The sequence below is a fragment of the Candidatus Sphingomonas colombiensis genome (assembly GCA_029202845.1).
Taxonomy (GTDB): Bacteria; Pseudomonadota; Alphaproteobacteria; order Sphingomonadales; family Sphingomonadaceae; genus Sphingomonas; species Sphingomonas colombiensis.
The window spans coordinates 381,164-397,415 of the sequence record CP119315.1; the positions used below are offsets into that span (position 1 = coordinate 381,164).

At 64.0% G+C, this 16,252-nt stretch carries 16 protein-coding genes; 11 read left to right on the forward strand and 5 right to left on the reverse strand.

The window, feature by feature from the left end; all coding sequences use genetic code 11:
• Positions 1-87: 87 nt before the first annotated feature.
• On the forward strand, positions 88-891 hold the full coding sequence (locus tag P0Y64_01785) for a LytTR family DNA-binding domain-containing protein (GenBank protein ID WEK43587.1): 804 nt from the start codon (positions 88-90) through the stop codon (positions 889-891).
• A gap of 141 nt (positions 892-1,032) precedes the next feature.
• Positions 1,033-2,889 carry an ABC-F family ATP-binding cassette domain-containing protein gene (locus P0Y64_01790; protein ID WEK43588.1) on the forward strand — a complete coding sequence of 619 codons (1,857 nt, stop codon included), beginning with the start codon at positions 1,033-1,035 and terminating at the stop codon, positions 2,887-2,889.
• A gap of 95 nt (positions 2,890-2,984) precedes the next feature.
• Here P0Y64_01790 and P0Y64_01795 read toward each other — a convergent pair whose 3' ends face one another.
• A complete protein-coding gene (locus P0Y64_01795) occupies positions 2,985-3,254 on the reverse strand; it encodes a DUF3297 family protein (protein WEK43589.1) in 270 nt (89 codons plus the stop codon).
• A 102-nt stretch (positions 3,255-3,356) separates the two neighbouring features.
• Positions 3,357-3,704, reverse strand: coding sequence for a hypothetical protein (locus tag P0Y64_01800; GenBank protein ID WEK43590.1), 348 nt, complete (start codon positions 3,702-3,704; stop codon positions 3,357-3,359).
• A gap of 133 nt (positions 3,705-3,837) precedes the next feature.
• Between P0Y64_01800 and P0Y64_01805 the strand changes: the two genes are divergently transcribed.
• Entirely contained in the window at positions 3,838-4,239 is a 402-nt protein-coding gene (locus P0Y64_01805) for an EVE domain-containing protein (protein ID WEK43591.1), read from the forward strand.
• A 190-nt stretch (positions 4,240-4,429) separates the two neighbouring features.
• Positions 4,430-6,742 (forward strand): TonB-dependent receptor, encoded by a 2,313-nt coding sequence (locus P0Y64_01810; protein WEK43592.1) that lies wholly within the window; start codon positions 4,430-4,432, stop codon positions 6,740-6,742.
• A 169-nt stretch (positions 6,743-6,911) separates the two neighbouring features.
• Here the strand turns inward: P0Y64_01810 and typA are convergent, their stop codons facing one another.
• Complete coding sequence (gene typA, locus P0Y64_01815) at positions 6,912-8,735, reverse strand: translational GTPase TypA (GenBank protein WEK43593.1); 1,824 nt, start codon at positions 8,733-8,735, stop codon at positions 6,912-6,914.
• Positions 8,736-8,993: 258 nt separating this feature from the next.
• Here typA and P0Y64_01820 point away from each other — a divergent pair, with 258 nt between their 5' ends.
• The 4 genes from P0Y64_01820 (at position 8,994) to P0Y64_01835 (ending at position 12,249) form a co-directional block, all read left to right on the forward strand.
• A complete protein-coding gene (locus tag P0Y64_01820) occupies positions 8,994-9,386 on the forward strand; it encodes a homogentisate 1,2-dioxygenase (protein ID WEK43594.1) in 393 nt (130 codons plus the stop codon).
• Positions 9,387-9,496: 110 nt separating this feature from the next.
• On the forward strand, positions 9,497-10,705 hold the full coding sequence (locus P0Y64_01825) for a toxic anion resistance protein (GenBank protein ID WEK43595.1): 1,209 nt from the start codon (positions 9,497-9,499) through the stop codon (positions 10,703-10,705).
• Positions 10,702-11,415 (forward strand): hypothetical protein, encoded by a 714-nt coding sequence (locus tag P0Y64_01830; protein ID WEK43596.1) that lies wholly within the window; start codon positions 10,702-10,704, stop codon positions 11,413-11,415. The genes P0Y64_01825 and P0Y64_01830 overlap by 4 nt, the downstream gene beginning before the upstream one ends.
• Before the next feature lie 54 nt (positions 11,416-11,469).
• A complete protein-coding gene (locus tag P0Y64_01835; GenBank protein ID WEK43597.1) occupies positions 11,470-12,249 on the forward strand; it encodes a tyrosine-protein phosphatase in 780 nt (259 codons plus the stop codon).
• A gap of 7 nt (positions 12,250-12,256) precedes the next feature.
• Here P0Y64_01835 and P0Y64_01840 read toward each other — a convergent pair whose 3' ends face one another.
• The gene (locus tag P0Y64_01840; protein ID WEK43598.1) at positions 12,257-13,573 is read right to left on the reverse strand and encodes an Nramp family divalent metal transporter; all 1,317 of its coding nucleotides are present in this window, start codon (positions 13,571-13,573) and stop codon (positions 12,257-12,259) included.
• Positions 13,574-13,684: 111 nt separating this feature from the next.
• Here P0Y64_01840 and P0Y64_01845 point away from each other — a divergent pair, with 111 nt between their 5' ends.
• Positions 13,685-14,104, forward strand: a complete 420-nt coding sequence (locus P0Y64_01845) for a DUF2147 domain-containing protein (protein ID WEK43599.1) — start codon at positions 13,685-13,687, stop codon at positions 14,102-14,104.
• 161 nt (positions 14,105-14,265) lie between these two features.
• The gene (locus tag P0Y64_01850; protein ID WEK43600.1) at positions 14,266-15,012 is read left to right on the forward strand and encodes a hypothetical protein; all 747 of its coding nucleotides are present in this window, start codon (positions 14,266-14,268) and stop codon (positions 15,010-15,012) included.
• 212 nt (positions 15,013-15,224) lie between these two features.
• Here the strand turns inward: P0Y64_01850 and P0Y64_01855 are convergent, their stop codons facing one another.
• Positions 15,225-15,854, reverse strand: a complete 630-nt coding sequence (locus P0Y64_01855) for a DNA-3-methyladenine glycosylase 2 family protein (GenBank protein WEK43601.1) — start codon at positions 15,852-15,854, stop codon at positions 15,225-15,227.
• 54 nt (positions 15,855-15,908) lie between these two features.
• On the opposite strand from P0Y64_01855, the gene P0Y64_01860 reads away from it, so the two are divergent.
• Entirely contained in the window at positions 15,909-16,226 is a 318-nt protein-coding gene (locus P0Y64_01860) for a 2Fe-2S iron-sulfur cluster-binding protein (GenBank protein ID WEK43602.1), read from the forward strand.
• Positions 16,227-16,252 lie beyond the last annotated feature (26 nt).

Consider the following 16,252-nt stretch of genomic DNA (forward strand, 5'->3'; position numbering starts at 1 on the left):
TGAGACAACAGGGGTGTGGATAAATGAAGGCGGCGCGCCGAGCAGAATGAATTGGGCGCGACGATCCTATTGGAGACTACCAAGGCAATGACCATCCGCACCATTTTGGTCGACGACGAACCGTTGGCGATTCAGGGCCTCGAACTGCGGCTTCAAGCCCATGACGATGTTGAGATTATCGCCAAATGCCAGAACGGGCGCGAGGCGATCAGCGCGATCAAGACACATAAGCCCGATCTTGTATTCCTGGACATCCAGATGCCCGGTTTTGACGGCTTCTCGGTCGTTCAGGGATTGCTCGAGGTAGAGCCCCCGCTGTTCGTATTCGTCACCGCTTATTCCGACCATGCGTTGCGCGCGTTCGAGGCACAGGCGGTCGATTATCTGATGAAGCCGGTGGAGGAAGCGCGCCTCGCCGATACGCTGGATCGCGTCCGGCAACGGATCGGCGAGAAGAAGGGCGCCGAGGAAACCGAGAAACTCAAGGAAGCGCTGGCCGAACACGCGCCCGAAGCGGCGGCGGAAATCGCTGGCGGCGATGGCGATCACGTCAACGCGAATCGCTTCGAAAAGCTGATCAATATCAAGGATCGCGGCCAGATTTTCCGGGTCGACGTCGATACGATCGAGCTGATCGAAGCGGCCGGCGATTATATGGTGATCAAGACCGGCGACAACTCGCTCGTCCTGCGCGAAACGATGAAGGATCTGGAAAAGCGGCTCGATCCGCGCCGCTTCCAGCGCGTTCATCGCTCGACGATCGTCAATCTCGATCTGGTGAAGCAGGTGAAGCCGCACACCAACGGCGAATGCTTCCTGGTGCTCGATTCGGGCGCGCAGGTGAAGGTCAGCCGCTCCTATCGCGACGTCGTGGCGCGGTTCGTTCACTAAGAACTGCGCCCCCAATCCCCCGCTCACCGTCACCCTGCCACCACGACGCCAGGGTGAGGGTGGCGGACGGATCGGACCGAGGGGCGAGAACAGAACCCGGCTCGCTGGCGGGATCGCCCCCACTCTGCTAGGCGCGCGCGCATGCTTACCCTCAATGCCATTACCGTCCGCCTTGGCGGGCGCGCGATCCTCGACGGCGCGAGCGCCTCGCTCCCGCCGGGGAGCCGTGTCGGACTTATCGGCCGCAACGGCGCGGGCAAATCGACGTTGGTGAAGGCGATCGCCGGCATGATCGAGCCCGATGGCGGCGCGATCGAGATGCCGCGCGGCGCACGCGTCGGTTATATCGCGCAGGAAGCACCGGCCGGAAAGACCACGCCGTTCGAGACGGTGCTCGCGGCCGATGTGGAACGCGCGCGCCTGATGCATGAGGCCGAAACGGTGACCGACCCGGATCGGATCGGCGAGGTTCACGAGCGACTGATCGCGATCGATGCCCATGCCGCCCCGGCCCGCGCCGCGCGCATCCTCGTCGGTCTGGGCTTTGACGAAGACGCGCAGCAGCGCCCGCTCGACAGCTTCTCCGGCGGTTGGCGGATGCGCGTCGCGCTTGCCGCGCTGCTCTTCTCGCAGCCCGATCTGCTGCTGCTCGACGAGCCATCGAACCACCTCGATCTCGAAGCGGTGATGTGGCTGGAGGACTTCCTCAAATCCTATCGCGCGACGATCGTCGTGGTCAGCCACGAGCGCGATTTCCTCAACAATGTCGTCGATCACATCCTGCATCTGCAAGGCGGCAAGACCACGCTCTACGTCGGCGGCTATGATTCGTTCGAGCGGCAGCGCGCCGAGCGACTGGCACAGCTAGCGGCCGCCCGCGCCAATCAGGATGCGCAGCGCGCCAAGTTGCAGGATTATGTAGCGCGTAACTCTGCCCGCGCCTCCACCGCGAAACAGGCGCAGAGCCGTGCGAAGATGCTGGCGAAGCTCCAGCCGATCGCGGAAGTCGCCAACGACCCGTCGCTGTCGTTCGATTTCCCCGATCCCGAGCCGCTGCGCCCGCCGCTGATCACGCTCGATCACGCCGCCGTCGGCTATGGCGACACGCCGATCCTGAAGCGGATCAATCTGCGGCTCGATCCTGACGACCGCATCGCGCTGCTCGGGCGCAACGGAAACGGCAAGACAACGCTCGCGCGCCTAATCGCGGCACAGCTCACACCGATGGAGGGGGATATGGCCTCCTCGAACCGGATGAAGGTGGGCTATTTCACCCAATATCAGGTGGAGGAGCTGGACGCGGACGACACGCCGCTCGCGCATATGACGCGAGTGATGCCGCGCGCCACGCCGGCGGCGGTCCGTGCCCAGCTTGGCCGGTTCGGCTTTTCGGGGGATCGCGCGACGGGGAAGGTCGGCAAGATGTCCGGCGGGGAACGCGCGCGACTAGCGCTGGCGCTGATCACCCGCGATGCGCCGCACCTGCTGATCCTCGACGAACCGACCAACCACCTTGATGTCGATGCGCGTGAGGCGCTGGTCCAGGCACTCGCCGGTTATAAGGGCGCGGTGCTGATCGTCAGCCACGATCGCCATATGGTGGAGCTGACCGCGGACCGGCTGGTGCTGGTCGACGGCGGCACCGCGCATGAATTCGACGGCAGCCTCGATGATTATGTCGCAATGGTGCTGGCGAAGGAGCCCAAGACCGAAGGCTCAAAGGCCAATCGCAAGGAGGAACGCCGCGCCGCCGCCGAAAAACGCGAAGCGGCCAAGGCAATGCGCAAGGCGGCCCAGGTCGCCGAAACCGAATTGGCGAAGCTCACCCGTGAGCGCTCGGCGATCGATCGCGCGATGTTCGATCCGTCCGGTGCGGAGCCGGCGCTCGCCAAGCTCACCATGACCGAGTTGATGAAGCGCCGCGCGGCGCTCACCGAACAGATCGATGCCGCCGAGGCACGCTGGCTGGAGGCGAGCGAGGCGCTGGAGGACGCATAAGGCGCTCCCCTCCCGTGCGCGGGAGGGGTTTGAGGGCGGCCGATTAGCCCGCCCCGGCGTTATCGGGGTCGCCGTTTAGCAGGCGATCCCCGGTTTCAGGCTTCCTCGCCCTCGTTCGTGTCTTCGGCGGGACGCTCGAACCACGCCTCGACCGGGCCGGTAAGCTTGATCGTCAGCGGGCGACCGTGACGATCAACCTTCTTGCCAAGCGCAACGCGGATCCAGCCTTCGGAAATCGAATATTCTTCCACGTCCTTGCGCTCGACACCCTTGAAACGGATGCCAACGCCGCGCTCCAGCGCGTCGCGGTGGAAAAACGGGCTGCGGGGGTCGATCGACAGATGGTCGGGAATGGTATCGCTCATGCGCCGCGCGCTTAGCGGATCATCGCCGCCGAACCAACGCAAAAACGGCGCGGGGGTTACCCGCGCCGTCCCTGCGTGACCTCGTTCGGCCTGCGCGCCAGATCAGCGGCAGACCCTGACCGGCACATCGCGACCCCAATAGGGATCCCAGCGATAGCTGGTCCAGCAACGCGGATAATAAGGCCGGTAATCGTCATAATAATAAGGTTCGGGCGGCGGCGCGTAATAATAGCCGCGATCATAATAGCGATCCCGGTTGCTCGACGCGATCGCCGCGCCGACGCCTAGGCCGAGAATGCCGCCGACGATTGCCGCGCCAGCCGCGTCCCCGCCGCGATGCCCGTAATGACGATAACCGCCCCAACGCTGCGCATCAGCCGGTGCGGCGGAGACAAGCGCGGTAGCGGCCAGTGCCGCCCCGAGGCCCGCCTTTTTCAGAAAGCCGTTCATATCGAACCTCCAAATACTCATACTGCGGTCCGCCAGACCAACGCACGATGGTGCGACCGTGTTGCCTTTGCTAGGCGAGTCGGGCTGAATGGGGCCGGAATATGACATTCACCCCCGGTTTAGGTGAGCGACGATGGCGTATTGGCTGCTGAAATCGGAACCCGAGAGCTATTCGTGGGACGATCTGGTGAACGACGGCGCCACCGAGTGGAACGGCGTGCGCAATCATGCCGCGGCCGCGCACCTGCGCGCGATGCGCCCCGGCGACCGCGCGCTGATCTACCATAGCGGCAAGGACAAAGCGGCCGTCGGCATCGCCGAAGTAACGCGCGGCCCACAGAAAGATGGCGAGGAAGGCAATTGGGTATCGGTCGCGATCAAGCCGGTCGCCCCCCTCCCCGCTCCTGTCACGCTCGCTGCGATGAAGGCGGAACCGGCGCTCGCCAACTTGCCGATGCTCCGCCAGTCGCGGCTGTCAGTGTCACCCGTTGGCAACACCGAATGGACAATAATCACCGCGCCGCCCAAAGGCTGAGCCGGCAGCGGGCAATGGCCCGCCTTTTTCATTTTTCGGACACAAACCGCGACTAGCCGCCGCTGGAGCAGGTCCACAGCAGCATAAACGGAGAACGCAATTGCGCGCATCCCCCTTGGGGCGAGCGCCTTTCGCGTCATTCGTGCTGGGGTCGGCCCGCGAGACTGAAAAGCAAAAAAAGGGAACCATCGTGTCCATTCGTCATCGCTTCCGCCCCGCGTTGCTCGCGGGCGTGACCGCCGGCCTCGCCGTTTTCGCGGCCCCCGCGCACGCTCAGACCGCTGACACCGCCGCCACTCCCGAAGGCAATGGCCTGAGCGAGATCGTCGTCACCGCCGAACGCCGCAGCGAGAACATGCAGCGCGTGCCGGTTTCGGTCGCGGCGGTCAGCGGCGCGGATATGCGCAACTTCCAGGCGGCGGGCGAAGACATCCTCGCGCTCTCCGGCCGCGTGCCCAGCCTGTACGTCGAGACGACGACCGGCCGCATCTTCCCGCGCTTCTACATCCGCGGCCTCGGCAATATCGATTTCTACCTCGGCGCATCGCAGCCGGTATCGATCATCCAGGACGACGTGGTGCTTGAGCATGTCGTGCTGAAGTCAAACCCCGTTTATGACGTGGCGCAGGTCGAAGTGCTGCGTGGCCCGCAGGGCTCGCTGTTCGGCCGCAACACCACCGCCGGCATCATCAAGTTCGATACGAACAAGCCGACGATGGACTGGGAAGGCCGCGGCTCCGCTTCGTGGGGCAGCTACAACACCGTGTCGGCCGATCTCGGCCTGGGTGGCCCGATCATCGCCGACAAGCTGGCGTTCCGCGTTTCCGGCCTGTGGCAGCATCGCGACAATTGGGTCGACAACAACTTCACCGGCGTCGGCGCCGACGGCACGACCGGCGGCAAGAAGCAGATGGGCGGCTTCAACGATCGCAACGCGCGCCTCCAGTTGCTGTTCACCCCGACCGACAATTTCTCGATCGACGTTTCGGGCCATGTCCGCGACTATGACGGCACCTCGACGCTGTTCCATCGCGGGGCGCTGAAGAAGGGGTCGAACAACGTTCAGGCCGAGCCGCGCAACGTGGTTTCCTATGACGAGGCCGCCGGCAATCCGCAGTCTTACAAGACGCAGGGCGCGTCGGTTCGCGCGGCGTGGAACTTCGGCGGCGCGACGCTGACCTCGATCACCGCTTACGAGCATTCCTCGGGCTTCAGCCGTGGCGATACCGATGGCGGCGCAGCGGCGAACTTCCCCGTCAACGGTCAGCCCAACGGCTTCGGCCAGAGCGAGGGCTATCTGCGCGGGCTGGATCAGTGGACGCAGGAATTGCGGCTCTCCTCGAACGGCGACAGCGCGTTCAAGTGGCAGTTCGGCGGCTTCTATTTCGACAGCCGCGACATCACCGACTTCTATCAGCGCGGCTATTTCCTGCTGCCGAGCAACGCGGGCTACAACCCGAACAACTGGGTGCGGCTGCATGACGTCAACACGTCGTGGGCGGTGTTCGGCCAGGCAAGCTACACGCTCGACAAGCTGACGCTGACCGCCGGCGCGCGCTACACCGAGGATCGCAAGGATACGACGCTGTTGCAGGCCGCGATGAATGCTGCCGGCACGACGGTGAATTTCCCGGCGAACGCTCCGCGCAACGTCAGGCTCGTCGGCAAGGAACCGAGCTGGGATATCTCGGCACTGTACGCCGTCAATCCGGACGTGAACCTCTATGCTCGCGTCGCGCGCGGCTTCCGCGGCCCGACGATCCAGGGTCGTTCGGCAGTGTTCGGCTCGGCCTTCACCACGGCGGATTCGGAAACGATCATGTCGTATGAAGCCGGCTTCAAGTCGCAGCCCACGTCGAACCTGCGCTTCAACGCCACCGCCTTCGCCTATACGGTGAAGAACATCCAGCTGAACGGCAATGACGAGTTCGGCAACGGCGTGCTGTTCAACGCCAATCACGCCAATGCCTATGGCATCGAGGCGGAAGCCGAGTGGCGTCCGATCCGCAACATCACCTTCACGCTGGGCGCGAGCGCGCTGCACTCGAAGATCAAGGACAGCCGCGTTTACGCACAGGTCTGCGCGCTGAACGGACAGGTCGTTTGCACGGTGCTCGATCCGGTGATCAAGGTTGGCAACAACTATTTCGCCTCGATCAACGGCAACTCGCTGCCGAACGCCCCGACGTTCAACATCGACGGCGCGGTGCGGTATGACATTCCGCTCGGCAATGGCGGCAACTTCTTCGTCGGCGCCGATGCCAACGTGCAGGGCTACACCAACTTCGTGCTCTATCGCACGAAGGAGTTCTACTCGAACGGCAACCTCGAACTCGGCCTGAAGGCCGGCTTCACCACGCCGGACAAGAAGTATGAGATCGCCGCCTTCGCGCGGAACGTCACCAACGAGAAGAACCTCAAGGGCGTGATCGAAAACTATATGGCTGCGGTGTTCAACGAGCCGCGCGTCATCGGCGTGTCGGTTTCCGGCCGCTTCAACTGATCGCGAGCCGGGGCGGGTCTTCACGATCCGCCCCGGCCTCTCGCGCCGGGGCTTTTCCCGGACGAGCGCACGAAAAAAGGGCGGGATGGCATCAGCCACCCCGCCCTTTTTTTCACCTCGTCGCCATCCCATCGCTCCGGCCATGTGCCGGAGCAACGGGATGAGAAGATCAGGCCGCCTGCTTGGCCCGCGACGCGCGCTTGCGCTCATGCGGATCGAGGTGGCGCTTGCGCAGCCGGATCGATTTCGGCGTCACTTCGACCATCTCGTCATCGTCGATGTACGCAATGGCCTGTTCCAGCGTCATCTTCTTCGGCGGAGTCAGGCGGATCGCATCGTCCTTGCCGCCGCTCGCGCGGAAGTTGGTCAGCTGCTTCGCCTTCATCGGATTGACCTCAAGGTCATCCGTCTTGGCATTCTCGCCGATGATCATGCCCTCGTAGAGCGCCTCGCCATGGCCGACGAACAGGATGCCGCGATCTTCGAGCGGGCCGAGCGCGTAGGAATTGGCCTCGCCTGCCCCGTTCGAGATCAGCACGCCATTCTTGCGGCCTTCGATATTGCCCTTGTGCGGGCCATATTTCTCGAACAGCCGGTTCATGATGCCGGTGCCGCGCGTATCGGACAGGAACTCGCCGTGATAGCCGATCAGCCCGCGCGACGGCGCGCTGAAGGTGATGCGCGTCTTGCCACCGCCCGATGGGCGCATGTCGGTCATCTCGCCCTTACGCAGGTTCATCTTCTCGACGACCGTGCCCGAATGCTCCTCGTCCACGTCGATCACGACGGTTTCGTACGGCTCGGTCTTCTTGCCGTCCTCATCCTCGCCGAACAGCACGCGCGGGCGGCTGATGCCGAGTTCGAAGCCTTCACGACGCATCGTCTCGATCAGCACGCCGAGCTGAAGCTCGCCACGCCCGGCGACTTCATAGCTGTCGCGATCGGCGGCCTCGGTCACCTTGATCGCGACGTTCGATTCCGCCTCGCGGAACAGGCGGTCGCGAATCATGCGCGACGTCACCTTGCTGCCCTCGCGGCCCGCCATCGGCGAATCGTTCACCGCGAAGCGCATCGACAGCGTCGGCGGATCGATCGGCTGTGCGTGGAGCGGCTCGAGAACGCTGGTGTCCGAGATCGTGTTAGAAACTGTCGCGACCGTCAGGCCGGCCATCGAAATGATGTCGCCCGCCTTGGCTTCGTCGACCGGCACGCGATCGAGGCCGCGGAACGACATGATCTTCGATGCACGTCCGGTCTCGACGATCTTGCCGTCGTTATCCATCGCGTGGATCGGCTGGTTGAGCTTCACCGTGCCCGAATTGACGCGGCCGGTGAGGATGCGGCCAAGGAAGTTGTCACGATCCAGCAGCGTCACCAGGAAGGTGAACGGCGCGTCCTGATCCAGATTGGGCGGCGGCACATGGCTGACGATCGTTTCGAACATCGGGCGCAGCGTGCCTTCGCGCGCATCCATGTCAGTGGAGGCGTAGCCATTGCGGCCGGAAGCATAAAGAACCGGGAAATCAAGCTGTTCGTCGGTCGCTTCAAGCGTGACGAACAGATCGAACACCTCGTCCAGCACTTCCTGGATGCGGGCGTCGCTACGGTCGACCTTGTTGACGACGACGATCGGGCGCAGGCCCAGCGCCAGCGCCTTGCCGGTGACGAACTTCGTCTGCGGCATCGCGCCTTCGGCCGAATCGACCAGCAGGATCACGCCGTCGACCATCGACAGGATGCGTTCCACCTCGCCACCGAAATCGGCGTGGCCGGGGGTGTCGACGATATTGATCCGCGTGCCTTCCCACTCGATCGAGGTGGGCTTGGCGAGGATGGTGATCCCGCGCTCGCGCTCCAGATCGTTCGAGTCCATCACGCGTTCCTCGACGCGCTGATTGTCTCGGAACGTGCCGGATTGGCGGAAAAGTTGGTCGACGAGAGTGGTTTTGCCATGATCGACGTGCGCGATGATGGCGATATTGCGCAGATTCATCGGTGTTCCTGGAATGGCCGCAGGGCGCGCGGCGTTGCGCGCGCCGATAGCGCATTTGCTGCATTGCGACTAGAGCTAGCGCGCAATGTGATTTTCGGGCCGCGATCGGGCGGTGCGTTATGCTTTGTTGAGGAGAGCGCGAATATGCCCGCCCCCATGCTCTTTCCCGTTTTATTCGCGCTCGCGCAAGGTGCGCCGGTCGCCGCCGCGCCTCCCGCTTCATGTGCCATGCCCGCCGGAATGGAGGGATGGTCCAAAATGACACAGATCGCGGGCGTCCCGCGCGTGCGTGACACGGGCAAGGCGTTGCTCCCGATCGGCTCAAGCGCGCTCGTCGCGCTGCTGCCTACGTCGCAGGTCAGTTATGCCGTACCGCCAGCCAAAGCGGGCGCCCCCGCCAGCAACGGCGGCTTGCTGGGTTTCTTCGTGGCGCGGCCGGGCCGTTATCGCGTGGCGCTGGGCAATGCGGCGTGGGTGGACGTGGTGCGGGACGGCAAGTCGCTCACCTCGGTCGCGCATAATCATGGGCCAGCGTGCAGCGGCATCCGAAAGATGGTCGATTTCGATCTCTCGCCGGGCCGCTATCTGCTCCAGATCGCCGGAAGCGACGCGCTCGCGTCGGGGGTGATGGTGTCGGCAGTCGAGAAATAACAGGCACATGTTGTCACGCCTGTTGAACCGGATCACCAGCGTGTTACATATGCAACACAGTTGAATGCGCTGCGCGGGCGCGTCATGTTCGCGCACCGCTGGAGGAAATGATGGCGAGCACCCCTGAGACGACCACCGCCGAGCCCGCGCTGAAGCTGACCCCGCCCGATCCGGTGCCGGTCGTCGCGAACGAACAGGCGGCCGGGCTCGTCCCCGTCGATGACGGCACGAAATCCAAGCTGGAGGAGCGCGTCGATCATTTCGTCGAGCAACTGGTGACGCAGGATGCGAACTCGCCGGAATTCGGCAAGCGCGTCGATGCGATCACCAGCATGGGCGCGAAGGAAATCCGCGACGCTGCCGGCCAGTCCAACCGCTTCCTCGATCGCCCGGTGCGCGCGATGGATCAGGAAACCGGGGTCGGCAAGGATCTGGCGCAGCTTCGCCGCGTGGTGGAGGATCTCGATCCGGGCCGGAAAGGCAATCTCAGCGCGCCGCAAAAGCTGTTCGGGATCATCCCCTTCGGCAACAAGATGCGCAATTATTTCGACACCTATAAGTCCAGCCAGACGCACATCTCCTCGATCCTGCGCAGCCTCGCCTCGGGCAAGGACGAGCTGCTGATGGACAATGCCGCGATCGATACAGAGCGTGCGAACCTGTGGTCCGCGATGGGCCGGCTGGAACAGATGATCCATCTGTCCAAGCTGATGGACCAGAAGCTTGAGGATAAGGCGAACGACCTCGACGCGACCGAGCCCGCCAAGGCCAAGGCGATCCGCGAGACGGCGCTGTTCTACGCCCGCCAGCGCACGCAGGATCTGCTCACGCAGATGGCGGTGACGGTGCAGGGCTATCTCGCGCTCGATCTGGTCAAGAAGAACAATGTCGAGCTGATCAAGGGCGTCGATCGCGCGTCGACCACCACCGTATCGGCGCTGCGCACCGCCGTCACCGTGGCGCAGGCGATGACCAACCAGAAACTGGTGCTGGATCAGATCACCCAGCTCAACACCACCACCGCCAACATCATCGATTCGACCGGCAAGCTGCTGCGTTCGAACACCGCGCGCATCCACGAACAGGCCGCCTCGTCCGCGATCCCGCTGGAGACGCTGCAACGCGCGTTCCAGAACATCTACGACACGATGGACGCGATCGACACGTTCAAGATGAAGGCGCTCGATTCGATGAAGACCACGGTCGATACGCTCGGCCGCGAGGTGGAGAAATCGAAGGGCTATATCGCCCGTGCCGAAGGCGCGTCGCAGAATCAGCTCGCCGCGCCGCAGGACAATTTCAAGCTGGAGTCGGTGTGAACGACACCTCCGATCAGACGATCGCCGCCGCCCGCGCCGCTTACGAGCGGATCACCGGCGCGCGCTACGATACCGGCAATATGGTCCGTCGGCGGCGCAGCGGCGGCGCGCAGCGGCTTGCCAGGCGGCTCGCGCGAATCGCGATCGCCGATGCGGTGATCCTCGTCGCGGCGGTGGTGATCGGGCTGATCGTGCCGCTCGGCATCCTCGGCGCGATGGCGGTGATGGCGCTCCTGCTCGCCGCGACCCTGTCGCTCGCGATCTGGCCGGCCGATGCGCCGATCGCGCCGGAGCGATTGCGCCAGGCCGATATCCGCGCGCTCCCGTCACAGACCGCGCGTTGGCTCGATACGCAACGCCCGGCCCTTCCCGCGCCCGCGATATCGGTGACCGATCGGATCGGCGTGCGGCTCGATACGCTCGGCGCGCAGCTCGCCGCGCTTCAGGAGGAAACCCCCGCGACCGCCGAAATCCGCCGTCTGGTGGGCGAGCAGCTCCCGGAATTCGTCCGCGATTATCAGCGCGTGCCGCGCGAGCTGCGCGCGACCCCGCGCAACGGCAAGACGCCGGATCGTCAGCTCGTCGAAGGGCTGGAAGTGATCGAGCGCGAGATCGGCCAGATGTCCGAGGAGCTCGCGCAGGGCGATCTCGATTCGCTCGCCACGCGTGGCCGCTATCTCGAAATCAAATATCGCGGCGAGGAATCCTAAGTCACTTCGCTTAGCGGTAGCGACAATGTCATGCGGATCGGCTAGCGCATCGGCATGACTGATCGTGTGCTGGGCTTCGAGGGCATCCACAATTTCCGCGATTACGGCGGCTATGACACGCCGTCGGGCCGCATCCGCAATCGGCTTTTGTGGCGTTCCGGCCAGCATGGCGAAGCGACCCCGGCCGATCTGGCGAATGTCGCCGGGCTCGATATCACCACGGTGATCGATCTGCGCGGCGATACGGAGCGGCGGATCAGCCCGTGCCTGCGCCACGACGGATTCGCGGGCATGGTGCTGTTCGCGCCGGGTGAGACCGCCGGGAGCGAACTTGCCCCCCATGAGGAAGCGGGAGCGGGCATCGCCACCGCCGATGAGGCGCGCGCCGCGATGAAGCGGCTCTACACCACCATGCCGTATCGCGATGTGCTGGTCCGTTCGCTGCGGCTCTACTTCGAGGCGCTGGAAACGCGCGAGGGCGCGAGCCTGCTCCACTGCCTTGCCGGCAAGGATCGCACCGGCGTGGCGGTCGCGTTGCTCCACCGCTTGCTGGGAGTGAACGACGACGATGTCATGGCGGACTATCTGCTCACCAACACCGCCGGCAATCAGGCACGCCGCATCGCCAGCGCGGCTGGGTCGGTGCGCGAACGCTATGGCGCGCAGATGAGCGATGAGGCGGTAATCGCGCTGATGTCGGTCGAGGCGGATTATCTTCACACCGCCTTTGCCGCGATCCGGGAACAGCATGGCGATGTCGCGAGCTATGCCGAACAGGTGCTTGGGGTGGATGCCGCCCGGCGCGATCGGATTGCCGCGCGCCTGATCGGCTGAGTCGGCCTTACAGCTCGAACATTATCCCCCACAGCAGGATCGCGTTCAGCACCACGATCAGCGCCGCCGCGGCCCATGCCAGTGCCTGCACCCAGCGTGGCGCCGCATGTGCGCCCATCACCTTCGCACTGCCGGTGAAGGCGACCAGCGGGATAACCGCGAACGGCAATTGCATGCTGAGGATCACCTGGCTGAGCAGCAACAGCCTGGTCGCGCCGCCATCCCCCATCACCATCACCACCGCGACCGCCGGCACCAGCGCCAGCCCGCGCGTCACCAGCCGCCGCAGCCAGGTCGGCATCCGCAGGTCGAGGAACCCCTCCATCACGATCTGCCCCGCGAGCGTGCCGGTGACGGTGGAATTCTGCCCGCTGGCGAGCAACGCGATGGCGAACACCGTGCTTGCCGCGCCCACCCCCAGCATCGGCGCGAGCAATTGATGCGCCTCCTCGATCTCCGCCACCCCGGTGCGCCCCGCGACGTGGAAAGTCGCCGCCGCCAGTACGAGGATCGCGGCATTGATGAAGAAAGCGAGGCCCAGCGACACCGTGGAATCGATCGTCGCCAGCCGGATCGCCTCGCGCCGCTCATGTTCCTCGCGCCCGAACGCACGGGTCTGCACGACCGCGGAATGAAGGTAGAGATTGTGTGGCATCACCGTCGCGCCAAGGATGCCGATCGCGATATAGAGCATCGCCGGATTGCGGATGATTTCGGCAGTCGGCACCAGCCCGCGCGCCGCCGCGCGCCAGTCCGGCCCGGCCCAGATCAATTCCAGCGCGAAACAACCGGCGATGATGATCAGCAGCGCCGCGATAAACGCCTCCAGCCGGCGAAAACCGAAACGCTGCAACGCGAGGATCAGGAACACGTCGAGCGCGGTGATGCACACGCCCGTGACGAGCGGCAGGCCGAACAGCAATTTGAGCGCGATCGCCGTGCCCAGCACCTCGGCCAGATCGCAGGCGACGATCGCGATCTCGCACAAGATCCACTGCACCATCGAGACGCGCCGCGAATAATAAGCCCGGCACGCCTGTGCGAGATCGAGGCCGGCGCCAATTCCCAGCCGCGCGGCCAGCGCCTGAAGCACGATGGCCATCAGGTTCGACAGCAGCACGACCGACAGCAGAGCATAGCCGAACGCGGAGCCGCCCGCGATGTCGGTCGCCCAATTGCCCGGGTCCATATAGCCGACCGCGACCAGCCAGCCGGGCCCCGCGAAGGCGAAAAATTTGCGCCAGAAACCGGCGCCGCGCGGCACGAGGATCGTGCCATGGCTTTCAGGCAGGGAGCGCATCATCTGGATCAGGGGCCGCGTCATCGCGCTGCTCAATGCGGGACGGTGCGGCGCGGTTCAACCGCGATTCGACCATCGCCGCCGAACCGCCAAAAGACCCTTGCCGCCAAGCGCGGCCAGCGGCACCATCACGCGATGAACCGCTTTCGCCCCCTCGCCTGCGCCGCCCTTTCCATCGCCCTGCCGTCCGCGGCCAGTGCGGCCGAGCCGATCGCGGGCCGCTATTTCACCGCCGATGGATCGGGCATCATCGCGGTCGCGCCGTGCAACACCGCAATGTGCGGCAAGCTCGCCACGATCGTGAAGCCCACGCCTGGCGGCCCGACGACGGATGTGAAGAATCCCGATCCGGCGCTACGCTCGCGCCCGTTCCTCGGCATGCCGATCCTCCTGAGCCTCACCGATCAGGGCAAGGACTGGCGCGGCGAAATCTATGATCCGCGCCGGGGCAAGACATTCAAGTCCATCGTCACCCGCAATGTGGACGGCTCGCTCAACGTGCAGGGCTGCGTCGCGATGTTCTGCCAAACGCAAGTATGGCGACCCGCGCGCTGACATTGCCGGGCGAGTGCAGGATGGCGGGCTTCGCCGCAATGCCGGCCATTTATCCGATTCCGCGCAATACATGAAAGCGGACGCTGGCCGGAAAACAGCCGATTGACACGCATGGCCTATCGCTGCTTGCGATGCTGCTGCCGAGGAAATAGTTTCAAAATATGAGAATCCGGCCAATCCTGCCGAACGTACTGATCTTTGCGATCATCATCCTTGGCGGCTTCGGAATATTGCGCATGGCGTTCATTCGCCATGATCCAGTTGGACTGCTTTCGATCCTCGCTTCGCTCGTTCTATTCGAGATTTTTCGTCGCCTCATGCTCGCCAGAAGTCCAAAGATCAGGATGTTCGTGGAAGCGCCAAAGTGGCCTATTCCGCTTTCGGCACACGCGTCTGATGCTTTCCGAATCTACCCCGGCAAACCGGAGGGCTACGCTGGCTATACCGACTATACCGCAATGAGTGTGGACGTGAATGATGATCTGATGGCAAGGTCACCTATAGAGCAATACGCCCTACTCGGTTCCGGCAACGGCTTTCTGCAGGGGATTGAAAGCCGACTAGCGCGCGATACCCAAATACCTTGCAACGCATTCCGTCTGCCAAATGCATCGGAATGGGAACGACAATTCATCGGCTGGCTATCGTATTTGCAGAAATCTGGTACTGACAATGCGGGGCCCTCTACAGAAAATCTTCGTTCGGTCATCCGATCCACTGCTGCAAAGATCTGCGAAGAGGGGCCTATTGTGATGGGTTTCTGGGAAAAGATTCACAACAAAAAAACTGAAAACGTCGGTGTGAGCGACACTTCCTTGGAACTGCTGAACGGCCTTGCAGACGAATATTACAAGCGCTTCAGCGAGGGCGAGCATGCTGCAAGGATGGCGCGTCCCTTAACGCTCTGACGGAAAACACATGGTTGTCGAGCACGCTTTCACGGCTTGAGCGCCGCTCCGTTTATCCCGGTTTGGATGCCCGAAAAACACCGACGGACTGGGCAAATGAGCGACAATCCCAAATGCGGGGATTTCCGTCACCTCGTTAAGACAGCTATTGGTCTGCGCCTCCTCGGAAGCGGACCGTCGCAAAGCCACCCGTTCGCCGCCCTCTCAGCTATTCAGACCGGCGCGGCATCAGCTCCTGCACCATAATGGTGCCAGGTGAAGATCGCCGCCGCGCCGCGATGGGGGCGCCATGCCTCGGCCAGTTCGCGGGTCAGTTTCTCGCTTGGGCGGGTTTCGTGGCCGAGGATGCGCCCGACCTCGATCTGCACCGCCAGATCGCCAGCCGGCCAGATATCAGCCCGGCCTTCCGCGAACAGCAAATAGATTTCCGCCGACCAGCGACCGATGCCCTTCACACGAATCAGGTCGGCGATCGCTTCCTCATCATCGGCGGGCAGGTTGGCCAGATCGAGTCGCCCGCTCAACACCTCGTCGGCGAGGCTGCGCGCATAGCCCGATTTCTGGCGCGAGAAGCCGCAGCCGCGCAAATCCTCATCGCTGGCGCGTGCGATGATCGCCGGGTCCGTCGGGTCGCCGACCTGCGCCTCCAGCTTGCGCCATACGGCGTCGGCGGCCTTTACGCTCACCTGCTGCCCCACGATCGTGCGCAACAAAGTGGCATAGCCGCGATCGCGAATCCGCGGCGCGGGATAGCCCACGCGGGCCAGCGCGATGACGAATTTCGGCTCGATCGCCCCCAGCGCGTCGATGCCGGAACGAAGTTGCGCCTCGCTCAGCCCCATTGCGACAACTTGCGAAGGAAGGCATGGGGCTGGGGAATCTTTACGGAGAGCATGATGCCGAAGCTTATCGTCGTGACGCGGGATGGGGAAGAGCGCGAGCTGGACGGCGAAGCGGGTCTGTCGGTGATGGAAGTGATCCGCGATGGCGGCATCGATGAAATCCTGGCGCTGTGCGGGGGCTGCTGCAGCTGCGCCACCTGCCACATCCACGTCGACCCGGAATTTGCTGCCAAACTGCCCGCGCTGAGCGAGGACGAGAACGATCTTCTCGATTCGTCGAGCGATCGTGACGAGAATTCGCGCCTGTCGTGCCAGATTCCGTTCACCGCCGAGCTGGACGGGCTGAAGGTACGGATCGCCGAAGAGGACTGACGCCGAAGCGAAGGCGCGTCGGCGCA